The sequence below is a fragment of the Massilia sp. LXY-6 genome (assembly GCF_051233485.1).
In the GTDB taxonomy this organism is placed as follows: domain Bacteria; phylum Pseudomonadota; class Gammaproteobacteria; order Burkholderiales; family Burkholderiaceae_D; genus Telluria.
In genome coordinates, this window is the sequence record NZ_JBKFGF010000079.1 from 1 (window position 1) to 12844 (window position 12844).

The 12844-nt window shown below is 68.1% G+C and carries 11 protein-coding genes; 4 read left to right on the plus strand and 7 right to left on the minus strand.

What is annotated here, in order from left to right:
• Positions 1 to 124: 124 nt before the first annotated feature.
• The 7 genes from ACI48D_RS24990 to ACI48D_RS25020 all read right to left on the minus strand — a co-directional run bounded on the left by ACI48D_RS24990 (position 125) and on the right by ACI48D_RS25020 (position 6323).
• On the minus strand, positions 125 to 1072 hold the full coding sequence (locus tag ACI48D_RS24990; RefSeq protein ID WP_435573948.1) for a prepilin-type N-terminal cleavage/methylation domain-containing protein: 948 nt from the start codon (positions 1070 to 1072) through the stop codon (positions 125 to 127).
• Entirely contained in the window at positions 1069 to 1683 is a 615-nt protein-coding gene (locus tag ACI48D_RS24995) for a type IV pilus modification PilV family protein (protein WP_435573949.1), read from the minus strand. Before ACI48D_RS24995 ends, ACI48D_RS24990 begins: the two co-directional genes overlap by 4 nt.
• The gene (locus tag ACI48D_RS25000) at positions 1673 to 2278 is read right to left on the minus strand and encodes a pilus assembly FimT family protein (protein WP_435573950.1); all 606 of its coding nucleotides are present in this window, start codon (positions 2276 to 2278) and stop codon (positions 1673 to 1675) included. Before ACI48D_RS25000 ends, ACI48D_RS24995 begins: the two co-directional genes overlap by 11 nt.
• Before the next feature lie 7 nt (positions 2279 to 2285).
• Entirely contained in the window at positions 2286 to 2813 is a 528-nt protein-coding gene (locus tag ACI48D_RS25005) for a type II secretion system protein (RefSeq protein WP_435573951.1), read from the minus strand.
• 71 nt (positions 2814 to 2884) lie between these two features.
• On the minus strand, positions 2885 to 3364 hold the full coding sequence (locus ACI48D_RS25010) for a type II secretion system protein (RefSeq protein ID WP_435573952.1): 480 nt from the start codon (positions 3362 to 3364) through the stop codon (positions 2885 to 2887).
• Positions 3361 to 4608 carry a type II secretion system F family protein gene (locus tag ACI48D_RS25015; protein WP_435573953.1) on the minus strand — a complete coding sequence of 416 codons (1248 nt, stop codon included), beginning with the start codon at positions 4606 to 4608 and terminating at the stop codon, positions 3361 to 3363. The genes ACI48D_RS25010 and ACI48D_RS25015 overlap by 4 nt, the downstream gene beginning before the upstream one ends.
• Positions 4609 to 4616: 8 nt before the next feature.
• Positions 4617 to 6323, minus strand: coding sequence for a GspE/PulE family protein (locus tag ACI48D_RS25020; RefSeq protein WP_435573954.1), 1707 nt, complete (start codon positions 6321 to 6323; stop codon positions 4617 to 4619).
• 259 nt (positions 6324 to 6582) lie between these two features.
• Here ACI48D_RS25020 and ACI48D_RS25025 point away from each other — a divergent pair, with 259 nt between their 5' ends.
• The 4 genes from ACI48D_RS25025 to ACI48D_RS25040 all read left to right on the plus strand — a co-directional run.
• Positions 6583 to 7248 (plus strand): histidine phosphatase family protein, encoded by a 666-nt coding sequence (locus tag ACI48D_RS25025; RefSeq protein ID WP_435573955.1) that lies wholly within the window; start codon positions 6583 to 6585, stop codon positions 7246 to 7248.
• 91 nt (positions 7249 to 7339) lie between these two features.
• On the plus strand, positions 7340 to 8407 hold the full coding sequence (locus ACI48D_RS25030; RefSeq protein WP_435573956.1) for a phosphotransferase: 1068 nt from the start codon (positions 7340 to 7342) through the stop codon (positions 8405 to 8407).
• Positions 8408 to 8421: 14 nt separating this feature from the next.
• Positions 8422 to 9639, plus strand: a complete 1218-nt coding sequence (locus tag ACI48D_RS25035; protein ID WP_435573957.1) for an acyl-CoA dehydrogenase family protein — start codon at positions 8422 to 8424, stop codon at positions 9637 to 9639.
• Between the two features lie 104 nt (positions 9640 to 9743).
• Positions 9744 to 12844, plus strand: a 3101-nt coding sequence (locus ACI48D_RS25040; RefSeq protein ID WP_435573958.1) for a PAS domain-containing protein, incomplete at its 3' end; no start/stop codon positions are given.

Consider the following 12844-nt stretch of genomic DNA (forward strand, 5'->3'; position numbering starts at 1 on the left):
CTGCCCTGCTGCGAGGTGTAGATCCCGACCATGGCCACGCCCAGGCCGGCCAGCACGACCAGCAGGAAGATCGCGGTGACGATGCCGACGCCGGCTTCGCGCCGGCGGATGCGGAGGATGTGTTTCATGGCGTATTGTCGACGTGGACCTGGTGCACCAGGCGGATGGCGGCCGGCGCATCGGTGCGACCGCGCAGCGACAGCGCGATGCGCACCAGGCCGGTGCGCCGCGAGGCCGCGGTACCGTAGCTGAAGATGTCGTTGCAGGTGGCCAGGCCGCTCGCCACCAGGGCACGCTTGCCGGCGCTGGGCACGGCCTGGTCGCTCACGATCGGGTAGTCCCAGGCGCGCCATAGCGCCAGGCGGCCGTCGGTGTTTTGCGCGCAGTAGAAACTAACCGGGCCGGCGACCACCTGGAAGCGCTGCAGCGGCGACGTCAGCGGCGCCTGCTGGTAGGCGAAGGGGTTGCCGGCCAGCGTGATCGTCACGGTCGGGATGTCCTGGCCGTTGATCGAGGTCGTCGTCGTGACCGGCGCCGCATTGATGCAGGCGATGTTCCCGGCCGCGCCGGCCGTCGACGAGGTCGGGCAAGTGGTGACGCCGGTGGCCGCGAGTGCATAGGCATTCGCGGGTTCGAAGCCCGGCCCGAGGTTGTACACCACGACATAGTCGCCCGCCTTCACCTGCCTGAAGCTGCCCGGCGTGCCGACTGCGGTGAAGGTATTGCTGCCCGGGCTGTCGAAACTCAGGACTGGCGCCGCGCTCACGCCATCGTCCGCCGACAGGTAACGGGCTCCCGAACGCGTCACCAGCAGCTCCAGGTGATCGCCGGCGTCGCTCACGCGCACGCTGTTGGGCAGCGCCAGGCGGATGTCACGCGCCATGCGGCGCAGCGCCAGGTCGGCCTGGTCGGTCAGCTCGGCGCGGTCGACCGTGTCGCGATAGCTGAGGATCGGTGCCCGGATGAACACGGCGACGATGCCGGCGACGATGCCAATGATGGCGATCGTCAGGACCGCCTCGACCAGGGTGAAACCGCGCGTCCGGCGCGGCAGTGCCGGGCGCCGCGTCATAGGTGGTTGGGCGCGTAACGCGTGCGGTAGCCGTCCAGCGTCACGCTCCCGCCATCGTAGCTGACCTGCACGGTGATGCGCAGGACGTCGGTGTCCGCCGCCGTGTCGGTGTCGCTGCCGATCCCGTTCAGGGACGCCGGCGCGATCGTCAGGCGCGCGGTATAGCCGCTCACGCCGAGCGCGACGCCGTTGGCGTCGACCAGCACGCCGCCGGCATCGTCGAAGGCAGCGGTCCAGGTCTGCGGCGCGCTCACGTAGTCGTTGACGTTATCGAAAGGGCGCCCGCTGGCGGCATCGGTGGGTTCGGGGCTGAGCTGCCCCCATTTCTCCGGGGTCGTCTTGCAGTCGGCGCTCGATTTGACGGTAGCGGCATCGCCGGCGTCGGGATCGGCCGGGTCGCAATACGAGAACCTGGCCAGTTCGACTTCTTCGAGCAGGCCTTCGGCGATGATCAGCGCCTGCTTGCGGCGTAACGGATCGACGCTGCCGCGGGTGGAGATGTTCATCACCGTGAGGATCCCGCCCACGGCGATGCCCACGATGACGATGAAAAGGATGAGTTCGACCATCGTCACCCCGCGCTGGCGCAGGGGCGGGCGTTCAGAAAACATAGCCGGTTTCCTGCGCGACCGAGATGGTGCGGGTGAGATCGTCGCCCTGGACGGTCAGGGTCAGGCCGGCGAAGCTGCTGTCGCCGGTGTCGGTGACCAGGTAGGGCCGGCCCAGGCCGTTGAAGTAGAAGGACCCGGCGGCGCCAGGGTTCAGGGTCATGCTCGCGCCGTTGGGCACGCCTTCGCACTCCCAGCCCGTAACGTAGCTGCCGCCGACGGCGCAGAACGCACGGCTGGCGGCGCTGCCGCTGTTGGTGCCGGCCGGCGTGCGCACCTGGTCGGCGGCTGCGCAGGGGGTGGCGCTGCTGTAGCACAGCCCCAGGCCCTGCGGGCTGGCCTGAACGTAGACCGGGCGGTTCTGGGCGATGGCGAGCTTCTGGCCGTAGCGCAGCATGGCGGCGCCGCGCTCGGCAAAGGTGGCGGCATCGAAACCGGTGCGGCTGAAAAAGCGCGCGGCGCCGATGGCGCCGAGGATGCCGACCAGGATCATCACGACGATCAGTTCGACCATCGTGAAACCCGCGGCGCGGGACTGGACACCGTGGCTGGCGCGCGGCCTCACGCCGGTGAGCGGACGACAGCCACGGTGTCCCATCGGCCTATCAGCAGTTGTCGCCCGACGTGGCGTTGACGGCGATCACCGGCGCCGGGCTGGCGGCGGCCGTGCCGGCGGTGTAGGTCAGGTTGCAGGTCAGTGCGGCCGGGGTGCCTGCGATGGTGTTTGGAATGATCACGATCGAATTTGCCGGCACCAGGGGCTTGTTGCCGCTGGCGCCCCCTGCGGCACTCAGAATCGTATAATCCGCGCTGGTGATACCGGCCGCATCGGCCAGGCCCGCGACCGCGGTCGGGTAACCGGTCGTGGTGCTCATCGCCACGCTGCCGCCTTCGATGTTGACCGTCGACAGCGGCGTGCCCGAGGTGTTGGCCAGGTAGCGCCCGTGGGTCATCGCAGCGACGGCATTCAGCGAACCGGCGGCTGCCTTCAGGCTGGAGAAACGCGCGTCGCCGCCCAGGTTGGCGAATTTCGGCAGAGCCGTCGCCGCCAGGATGCCCAGAATAACGATCACGACGATCAGTTCGATCAGGGTAAAGCCGCCTTGCGCCTGGACCTTGAAGTTCTTGTTCATTAAACTCTCCGAATAATGATGGTTTTGAGATGCTTGCGGATTGGGCACCGCATAGCGTGGTTAACGGCCGCCTACCCGCTGACTTGATTCAGGGCGAGGCTTTTATTGCTAATTCTCACAAATTCTACCTTGAATCTGAGCAATTTTGATGAACCAAAAGAAAAACTTCTGGCGTTTCTTGGCAAGTACACAAGCGATCTGTCGCGCGGGTCAAACACCCAGCCGGCGCCACCGATCTGCTGCGGATCCGGCGCGTAGTATTCGCCCAGGTAGTTCTCCGGCTTCCACAGCAGCAGGTTCATCGGATTGGCGGACGCCAGCTGCTGCAGCTCGCGCTCCCGGCCTGTCGACAGCAATTGGGCGGCCCTGGCCTGGAGCGAAGTGCGCAGCGAGGCCACGACCTGGCGCGCCGCCGCGATCTCGGCCTGCTCGCGGTAATACTCGAAGCGGTTCAGCGCCACCGCGCTGACGATGCTCGACACCAGTACCACCAGGGCGAACTGCAGCAGCGTGAAGCCGCCCTGCCGTTTTTTCCGGAATGGCTTCTTCATTTGTTGTGCAGGGCCGCCTTGCCCAGGTCCCAGATCGGCAGGAAAATACCCAATGCCAGCACCAGCACCATCGCGCCGAGGAAGGTGATCAGGATCGGTTCGATCTGGCTCGACAGGGTCTTCAGTTCGTAATCGACCTCGCGCTCGTACATCATCGCGATCTCGTCCATCAGGTCGTCGAGCGAGCCGGATTCTTCGCCCACCGCGATCATCTGCAGCACGATCGGCGTGAACACCTGGGCGTTGCCGGCCGTGCGCAGGATGCTTTCGCCGCGCTCGACGCCGTCGCGCATCTGCTCGATGCGCATCGCCAGGTAGGCGTTGTCCGCCGTCTGCGACACCACGGTGAGCGCCTGCACGATCGGCACGCCGCTGCGGATCGACAACGCGAAGCTGCGGGCAAAGCGCGCCATGGTCGCCTTGTGGATGATCTTGCCGGCGATCGGCAGGCGCAGCTTGTAGCGGTCCCAGGCCAGCCTGCCGGGCGTCGTGCGGGTCCAGGCGCGAAAGCCGACCACCGCGCCGGCCGCGCCGACGGCGAACGCCGGCCACCAGGCCACCGTGAAGCGCGAGGTGCCGATCAGGATCCGCGTCATCAAGGGCAGCTCGGCGTGGAAACTGTTGAACACCTTCTCGAACTGCGGGATCACGAACATGTTCACCACGACCATCGCCGCCGCCATCGCGACGATCACGAAGCTGGGATAGCGCAGCGCCGTCTTCACGCGCTCGCGCATGTCGCGGTCGAATTCGAGGTGGTCGAACAGGCGCAGGAACACTTCCTCCAGGCGGCCGGTCATCTCGCCGACCCGCACCATCGCCAGGTAGAACGGGGTGAAGCACTCGGGGTGGCGGCGCATCGCGGTCGACAGTTCGCGGCCGGCGTCGAGCGACTCGCGCAGGTCGCGGATCACGGCGCCGAAGCTCTTGTTGACGGCGGATTCCTGCAGGCCGGCCAGGCCGCGCATGATGGGCACGCCCGACTTCAGCAGCGTATAGATCTGGCGGCTGAACAGCTGGACGTCGAGCGAAGTGACCTTCTTCTTCGTCAGGCGCTGCCACAGGCCTTCCTCGCCGCCGCCGGCCGATGCCGATGTGGTCTTGCGCGTGGTCGGGCTGATCTCGAGCGGCGTCACGCCGCCGCCGAACAGCTGGTCGGCGACCGCGCCGCTGTCGGCGCCTTCCAGCACGCCGGCCACCAGTTCGCCGCTTCCGTTGCGGCCCTTGTAGGCGAAGAATGGCACGTCCTACCTCAATCGTCGAGCTGGTTACTGACCCGCATGGCTTCCGCCACCGTGGTCTTGCCCTGCACCGCCAGGCGCACCGCGCTGCGGCGCAGGGTCTCGCCGCGCATCTCGGCCTGCGCCGCCTTCAGGAAGTGGCCGGGGTCCGGGTGGTTGATCGCCTCGTGCACGGCGCGCGTCATCTCCAGCAGCTCGTAGACGCCGGTGCGGCCGCGGTAGCCGGTGCCGTTGCAGTGCGAGCAGCCGCGCCCGTGGAACAGGGGCACGCTCTCGGCGCGCTCGCCCAGCTCGGCGCGCAGCCAGGTGCGTTCCGGGGCTGGGGTCGCATGGGGCTGGGCGCAGCTTTCGCAGATCACGCGCACCAGGCGCTGGGCCAGCACGGCCTGCAGCGAGCCGCCCACCATGTAGCGCGGCACGCCCATGTCCATCAGGCGCAGCGGGGTGCTGGCGGCGTCGTTGGTGTGCAGGGTCGACAGCACCAGGTGGCCGGTCATCGCGGCGCGCAGGCCGATCTGGGCGGTTTCCTGGTCGCGCATCTCGCCGACCAGCACGATGTCCGGGTCCTGGCGCAGGGCCGAGCGCAGCACGCGCGCGAAATTCAGCTCGATCTTGTCGTTCACCTGCACCTGGTTGATGCCCGGCAGGCGGTATTCGACCGGGTCCTCGACCGTGATCAGCTTTTTTTCCACCGAGTTGAGTTCGGCCAGCGCGCTGTACAGGGTCGTGGTCTTGCCGGAACCGGTCGGCCCGGTCACCAGCACCAGGCCATTCGGACGCTGGACGATGGCGCGGAAACGCTCCACCAGGCGCGGATGCATGCCGATCGCATCAAGGCGCAGGTTCATCCCGACCTGGTTCAGCAGACGCATCACGACCGATTCGCCGTACTGGGTCGGCATGGACGAGATACGGACGTCGATCCGCTGGTTGCGCACCTTGACCGCGAAGCGGCCGTCCTGCGGCAGGCGCTTTTCGGAGATGTCGAGGTCGGCCATCAGCTTCAGGCGCAGCGCCAGCGGGGTCGCGATCTTGATGTCGGCCTCGGTCTGCAGGTGCAGCACGCCGTCGATGCGGAAGCGGATCTGCAGGCGGCCGTCCTGCGGCTCGATGTGGATGTCCGAGGCGCGCACCTGGGCGGCATCGTCAAACACCGACTGCAGCAGCTTGACGACCGGCGCTTCTTCCAGGCCGGAATTCGACGCCAACGCGCCGAAGTCGACTGAGGTGGTATCGCCCAGGTCCTGCTCCAGCTCGCGCGCCAGGCCGGTGATCTCGCCGGTGCGGCGGTAGATGCGGTCGATCGCCTGCAGCACCTCGGTCTCGTTAACCACCGCCAGCTCGACACCCTTCTTGAGGAGGCGCGCGATCTCGTCGTAGGCGAACAGGTCGGTCGGGTCGGACACACCGACCAGCATGGTCTCGCTGCGGTCTTCCAGCACCAGCGCACGGAAACGCCGGGCCTGCGTCTCCGGCAGCAGCCGGACCACGTCCTGGTTGATGTTGTAGAACTTCAGGTTGATGTAGGGGATGCCCAGCTGGCGCGCCAGCGCGCCCGAGATCTGCTCCTCGGTGACATAGCCGTTCTCGACGAACACCCGGCCCAGCTTGCGCCCGGTGCGCTTCTGGTCGCCCAGTGCGGCATTCAGCTGCTCTTCCGACAGCAGCTTCTGATGCACCAGGATCTCGCCCAGCCGGACTTTTTCAGGCCTCGCCATGTCACCCTTTTACAATTTGTAGGACTAGTCCTGCAATTGTAAGACAGAAACAGAAAAAATTAACCTGCGGAATTACATTCTGTCGCCCATACGTAACGTCAAGCGCGTTCTCCATGTAAGATGATCAACACCAAACCGGGGTCAGACTCCGGTTTTTGGCAACTAGCCATAAGAAATTGCCAAATTTCGGAGTCTGACCCCGGTTTGGGATAACGCAAATGGAGACGATATGACAAGCAGTCGCCGCAGGATTTTCTTGATGCGCCACGGCAGCGTCACGTATTTCGACGGCGCCGGCAAACCCTTTCTGCCGGAAACCGTCCCGCTCAACGAGGACGGCCGGGCCCAGGCCGATGCGGCCGGCCGCGCGTTTGCCGCTGCCGGCGTGCGCTTCGACCGGGTGATCGTCTCCGGGCTGCCGCGCACCGTGGAGACCGCCGCGCGCGTGCTGGCTGCCACCAGGCAGGCGCTCGCGCCCGAGGCGTGGCCGGAGCTGGAAGAAATCCGCGGCGGCCGCCTGTCGACGATCCCGACCGCCGAGCTGAAACGCGCCTTTACCGGCGTCTTCGAGGGCCTGGTGCCGCCCGAACAGCGCTTCCTGGGCGGCGAATCGGTCGGCGAACTGATGGACCGCGTCCATCCGGCGATTGAACGGCTACGCGCCGATCCATCCTGGGACACGGTCCTGCTGGTGCTGCACGGCGGCGTCAATTGCGCGATCCTGTCGCTCGCCCTCACCGGCCAGCGCCTGTTCCTGGGCGGGCTGGCGCAGGCGCCGGGATGCATCAACGCCCTCGACGTCGGCACGGATGCGCTCGACTGGGTGGTGCGTGGCGTGAACCACAGCCCGCTGGATGCGCTGCAGCCGGCGGCACGCCGGACCACGATGGAGCAGCTGTTCGAGCAGTACCGCAAATCGCGCTGAAAAAAGCACGTTCGTTCGCGGTTGAGCTATGATTGTCCGATAAAAACCAGGCCCCCGCCTGCGCGGGGCCGACCTTGAGATGGGAGACGCAATGTTTGAGGAGATGATCGGCACCAAGCCCGTGTCCGAGCGCCAGCGCTTCGATGCCGGCGCCCTGGGCGCCTGGCTGCAACAGCATGTCGAGGATTATCCGGGCGGTGCGCCCGCCGTCGAACAGTTCAAGGGCGGCCAGTCGAATCCGACCTTCAAGCTGTCCGCCGGCGGCAAGCAGTATGTATTGCGCGCCAAACCCGGCCCGGCCGCCAAGCTGCTGCCCTCGGCCCACGCGATCGAGCGCGAGTTCCGCGTGATGGACGCCCTGCATCAAGCCGGCTTCCCGGTGGCGCGCCAGTACGCGCTGTGCCTGGACGAATCGGTCATCGGGCGCGCCTTCTTCGTGATGGAATATGTCGAGGGCCGCGTGCTGTGGGACCAGTCGCTGCCCGGCATGACCCGCGAGGAGCGCGCCGCCATCTACGACGAGCTCAATCGCGTCATCGCCCAGCTGCACACGGTCGACTACGCGGCCATCGGCCTCGCCGACTATGGCAAGCCCGGCAATTATTTCGCGCGCCAGATCGAGCGCTGGACCAGACAATACCAAGCCTCGCAAACCGAGACGATCGAGGCGATGGACCGCCTGATCGACTGGCTGCCCCGCCACATCCCGCCGGGCGACGACACCGCCATCGTGCACGGCGACTACCGCCTCGACAACATGATCTTCCATCCGACCGAGCCGCGCATCCTGGCGGTGCTGGACTGGGAACTGTCGACGCTCGGCCACCCGGCCGCCGATTTCTCCTACCACTGCCTGAGCTGGCATATCCCGCCGGGCAAATTCCGTGGCATCGCCGGCCTCGACCTGCCGGCGCTGGGCATCCCCAGCCAGGACGAGTACATCGCCGCGTACAGCCGCCGCACCGGCCGCACGATCCGCCGCGAGGACTTCGACTTTTACCTGGCCTATAACCTGTTCCGCCTGGCCGGCATCATGCAGGGCATCATGAAGCGCTATGTCGACGGTACGGCGGCAAGCGCTCAGGCCCTGGAAAACGGCAAGGCCGCGCGCCCGATGGCCGAGATGGCCTGGCAGTTTGCCGAACGCGCATCGTCCTGACTGAAGGAAGACCCATGGATTTCGCCTACTCCGACACTTGCCGCGACCTGCAAACCCGCCTGCTCGCCTTCATGGACGAGCATATCTACCCGAACGAAAAGGCCTTCAAGGAAGAAGTCGACCGCAACGGCGCACAGGGCGACCGCTGGGTCCCGACCGCGCTGGTCGAACGCCTCAAGCCGCTCGCGCGCCGGCAGGGCCTGTGGAACCTGTTCCTGCCGCGCTCCGAACGCGCGCCCGAAGGCCTGTCGAACCTCGACTACGCCCCGCTGTGCGAGATCATGGGCCGGGTGGCCTGGGCGCCCGAGGTGTTCAACTGCTCGGCGCCCGACACCGGCAACATGGAGACCCTCGAACGCTACGGCACCGAAGAACACAAGCGCGCCTGGCTCGAGCCGCTATTGAATGGCGAGATCCGCTCGGCCTTCGCGATGACGGAGCCGGACGTCGCCTCGTCGGACGCCACCAACGTCGCCACCCGCATCGAACGTGAAGGGGACAGCTACGTCATCAACGGTCACAAATGGTGGATCTCGGGCGCCGGCGATCCGCGCTGCCAACTGTTCATCGTGATGGGCAAGACCGATCCTGATGCGGCCCGCCACCAGCAGCAGTCGATGATCCTGGTGGCGCGCGACACGCCGGGCGTCACCATCAAGCGCCCCTTGCCCGTGTTCGGCTACGACGACGCGCCGCACGGCCACTGCGAAATCCTGTTCGAGGACGTGCGCGTGCCGGCCTCGAACATCCTGCTGGGCGAAGGCCGCGGCTTCGAGATCGCCCAGGGCCGCCTGGGCCCGGGCCGCATCCACCACTGCATGCGGGCGATCGGCGTGGCTGAGCGGGCGCTCGAACTGATGTGCCGGCGGCTCGACAGCCGGGTCGCCTTCGGCCGCAAGATCTCGGAACAGGGCGTGTGGCGCGAACGCATCGCCGAAAGCCGCATCCGCATCGACACCGCGCGCCTGCTGACCCTCAAGACGGCCTGGCTGATGGATACGGTCGGCAATAAGCGGGCCCAGTCCGAAATCGCGATGATCAAGGTGCTGGCGCCGAGCGTGGCCCAGCAGGTGCTGGACTGGGCGGTCCAGGCCCACGGCGCGGCCGGCGTGTCGGACGACTTCCCGCTGGCCTACCAGTGGGCCGGCAACCGCACCCTGCGCCTGGCCGACGGACCGGACGAGGTGCACCGCAACGCGATCGCCAAGCTGGAGCTGGCAAAGTATGCCTGAGCGCCGCCCGCGGCTGGCCAGGCCCGCGAGCATGGCATTGGCGCGCCGCCTCAAGTAACATGCACTGTGGCGGCGCGTGGGCTCCGCGGTAGCCGGAGCTTGCAGTGCTGTTGTTTCAACGACGATTCCTTCCCTCGATCCGCGCGCGGCTAGTCACCCTGGTGTTCGCCTGCGCGCTGCCGATCCTGCTCGGCTATTTCGCGTTCGCGCGCGACGCCGGCCGCCGCGAAGCCCAGCACGTGGCGCAGGACGCGCAGATGATCGCGCGCGCCCTGGCGGCGGCCATCGACCGCGACCTCGATAACGGCGAAACCGCCGCGCGCGCCCTCGCCAGCCAGCCCAGCCTGGCGGCCGGGGACCTCGCCGCCTTCCATGCCGCCGCGCGCCGCCTGCTGCGCCCGGAATTCCCGGTCTACGCCTTCGTCCTCAGCGGCGCGGACGGGCGCGACCTGGTCGATACCCGGCATGCCTGGGGCACTGCCCTGAGCTCGGGCGGCAACGAAGCCGACGTGCGGCGCGTGTTCGAGAGCGGCAGTGCGGTCACCTCGGGCCTGCACCGCGGGGATGCGGCCCAGCCCTGGGTGATCTCGATCGCGGTGCCGGTCTGGCGCGAGGGCAAGGTGGCGTATGCGCTGTCGGTCGAACAGCGCCCGCGCCGGGTCGCCGGACTGCTCGCCGGCCAGCAGCTGCCCGAGCACTGGGATGCCCAGGTCTACGACAACCATGGCCGCCTGGTGGCGCGCAACGGCGAACCCGTCGAGGGCACCGGAGCGCCGGTGCCGCCCGAACTGCGCGCGGCGCTGGCGCGCAGCCCGAGCGGCATCACGACCCTGGCGCGGCCCGGCTTCGAGACCGTCAACGCCGCCTATGCCAGCACCCCGATGCACGGCTGGACCGTGGCGATCGCCTTCCCGCGCCACGCGGCGCGCGACCTGCTGGGCCGCTCACCGGCCACCACCCTGGCCGGGATCGGCTCCCTGCTCGGCATCAGCGTGCTGCTGGCCTGGGCCATCGGCGGCTCGATCGCGCGCGACGTGCGGGCCCTGACCGAGCCGGCGGCCGACCTCGGGCGCGGCCAGCCGCTATCGATCCCGGAACTCCGCACCAAGGAAGCGGCGGCGGTCGCGCGCGCGCTGCGCAAGGTCGAGGGCGACCTGCTGCAGTACCGCCACCGCCTGGAAGCGCTGGTGGCTGCGCGCACCAACGAGCTGCAGCGCTCGAGCGCCCTGCTCGCCACCGTGTACGCCAGCGCCCCGGTCGGCCTGGCCTTCCTCGACCGCGGGCTGCGCGTCATCATGATCAACGACTACCTGGCGGCGGTGAACGCGATCCCGGCCGCCAGCCACATTGGCCGCACCCTGCCCGAGCTGCTGGGCGAGCGCGGCATCGCGATCGAGGAGCCCTACCGCCGCGTCCTGAAGAGCGGGCGCCCGCTGGTCGAGGTCGAGGACAGCGGCGATTCGCCGGCCGCGCCGGGCGTGATGCGCCACTGGATCTGCAGCTATTACCCGGTGTACGGACCGGAGCGCGAACTGGTCGGCATCAACGCCGTGGTGCTCGACATCACCGAGCGCAAGCGCCAGGAAGAGCGCAACCGCGACAACGAAGCCCTGTTCCGCACCCTGTTCGAAGGCGCGGCCGATGCCCACGTGCTGATCGCGATCGGCGCCGGCTTCATCAGCGCCAACCAGGCCGCGGTCGCGCTGTTCGGCTGCGCCGGCCTCGACGAGCTGCTGCAGCTGGGGCCGACCAGCGTCTCGCCCGAATTCCAGCCCGGCGGCCGCCGCTCCGACGAACTGGAGCACGAATACCTGCGCCGAGCACTCGATACGGGCAGCTGCCAGTTCGAATGGACCCACATGCGCCGCGACGGCACGCTCTTCCACGCCGACGTGCTGCTCAACAGCCTCGACATCGGCGGCAAGGGTATCCTGCACGGCACCATCCGCGACATCACGGCGCGGGTCCGGACCGACGCCGCCCTGCGCGCCGCCAGCCAGCGCCTCGAGCAGAGCGAGCGCATGATCCGCACCGTGACCGACCACCTGCCGGCCCTGGTCGGCTACTGGGACGCCGGGCTGCACTGCCAGTTTGCGAACCGTCCCTACCTGGAATGGCTCGGCCGCCCGGCCGGCGCGGTGATCGGCCACAGCGTCCGGGAACTGCTGGATGACATCCAGATGGCACAGGTAAAGCCCTATCTCGACGGCGTGCTGGCCGGCGAGCCGCAGTTCTTCGAGCGCCAGCTGCAGCGCAAGGGCAGCGACCAAGTCATCCATGCCTGGGGCAGCTACATCCCCGACTTCGACGAGGCCGGCTGCGTGCGCGGCTTCTACATGCTGCATTCCGACATCACCGAGCTGAAACGCACCCAGTCGCGCCTCGAGGAAGCGCTGCGCGCGGCCGAGGCGGCCAGCAGCGCCAAGGGCGAGTTCCTGGCCAACATGAGCCACGAGATCCGCACCCCGATGAACGCCATCATCGGGCTGGCGCGCCTGCTCGAGGAAGCGAAGCTGGAGCGGCGCGAACGCGCCTACGTGACGCGCATGCAGATGGCGGCAAGGTCGCTGCTGTCGATGCTGAACGACGTGCTCGACTACTCGAAGGTCGAGGCCGGCCAGCTGGTACTGGAACGCACCGCCTTCGGCATCGACGAGGTGCTGGCCAGCGTCGCCGTGCTGGGCGCGGCCGGCGCCTGGCACAAGGGCATCGAGCCGGTGTTCGCGGTGGCTCCCGCCGTCCCCGCACGACTGGTGGGCGACCCGATGCGCCTGCAGCAGGTGCTGCTGAACCTGGTGGGCAACGCGATCAAGTTTACCGAGCGCGGCGAGGTGGTGCTGTCGATCGAGGCGGGCGCCACCGAAGACCGCTGCATCGAACTCGCCTTCGCGGTGCGCGACACCGGCATCGGCATCGCCCTCGAGCAGCAGCAGCGCATGTTCGAAGCCTTCTCGCAGGCCGACAGCTCGACCAGCCGCAAGTATGGCGGCACCGGCCTGGGCCTGGCGATCAGCCGGAGCCTGGTGGCGCTGATGGGCGGCGACCTGCGCGTCGAGAGCACGCCCGGCGAAGGCGCGTGCTTCCGCTTCTCGGCCCGCTTCGGGCGGGACTCCGGCACGCCGCCGGCGCCGCCGGGACCGGCAGGCATCGAGCGCGTGCTGGTGGCCGACGACAATGCCAGCAGCCGCGCGGCGCTGGCGCGCGC

Coding starts and splice junctions, on each gene's coding strand:
- ACI48D_RS24995 (WP_435573949.1), bottom strand. CDS start 1,683: ATGTTTTCTGAACGCCCGCCCCTGCGCCAGCGCGGGGTGACGATGGTC.
- ACI48D_RS25000 (WP_435573950.1), bottom strand. CDS start 2,278: ATGGGACACCGTGGCTGTCGTCCGCTCACCGGCGTGAGGCCGCGCGCC.
- ACI48D_RS25010 (WP_435573952.1), bottom strand. CDS start 3,364: ATGAAGAAGCCATTCCGGAAAAAACGGCAGGGCGGCTTCACGCTGCTG.
- ACI48D_RS25030 (WP_435573956.1), top strand. CDS start 7,340: ATGTTTGAGGAGATGATCGGCACCAAGCCCGTGTCCGAGCGCCAGCGC.
- ACI48D_RS24990 (WP_435573948.1), bottom strand. CDS start 1,072: ATGACGCGGCGCCCGGCACTGCCGCGCCGGACGCGCGGTTTCACCCTG.
- ACI48D_RS25025 (WP_435573955.1), top strand. CDS start 6,583: ATGCGCCACGGCAGCGTCACGTATTTCGACGGCGCCGGCAAACCCTTT.
- ACI48D_RS25035 (WP_435573957.1), top strand. CDS start 8,422: ATGGATTTCGCCTACTCCGACACTTGCCGCGACCTGCAAACCCGCCTG.
- ACI48D_RS25005 (WP_435573951.1), bottom strand. CDS start 2,813: ATGAACAAGAACTTCAAGGTCCAGGCGCAAGGCGGCTTTACCCTGATC.
- ACI48D_RS25020 (WP_435573954.1), bottom strand. CDS start 6,323: ATGGCGAGGCCTGAAAAAGTCCGGCTGGGCGAGATCCTGGTGCATCAG.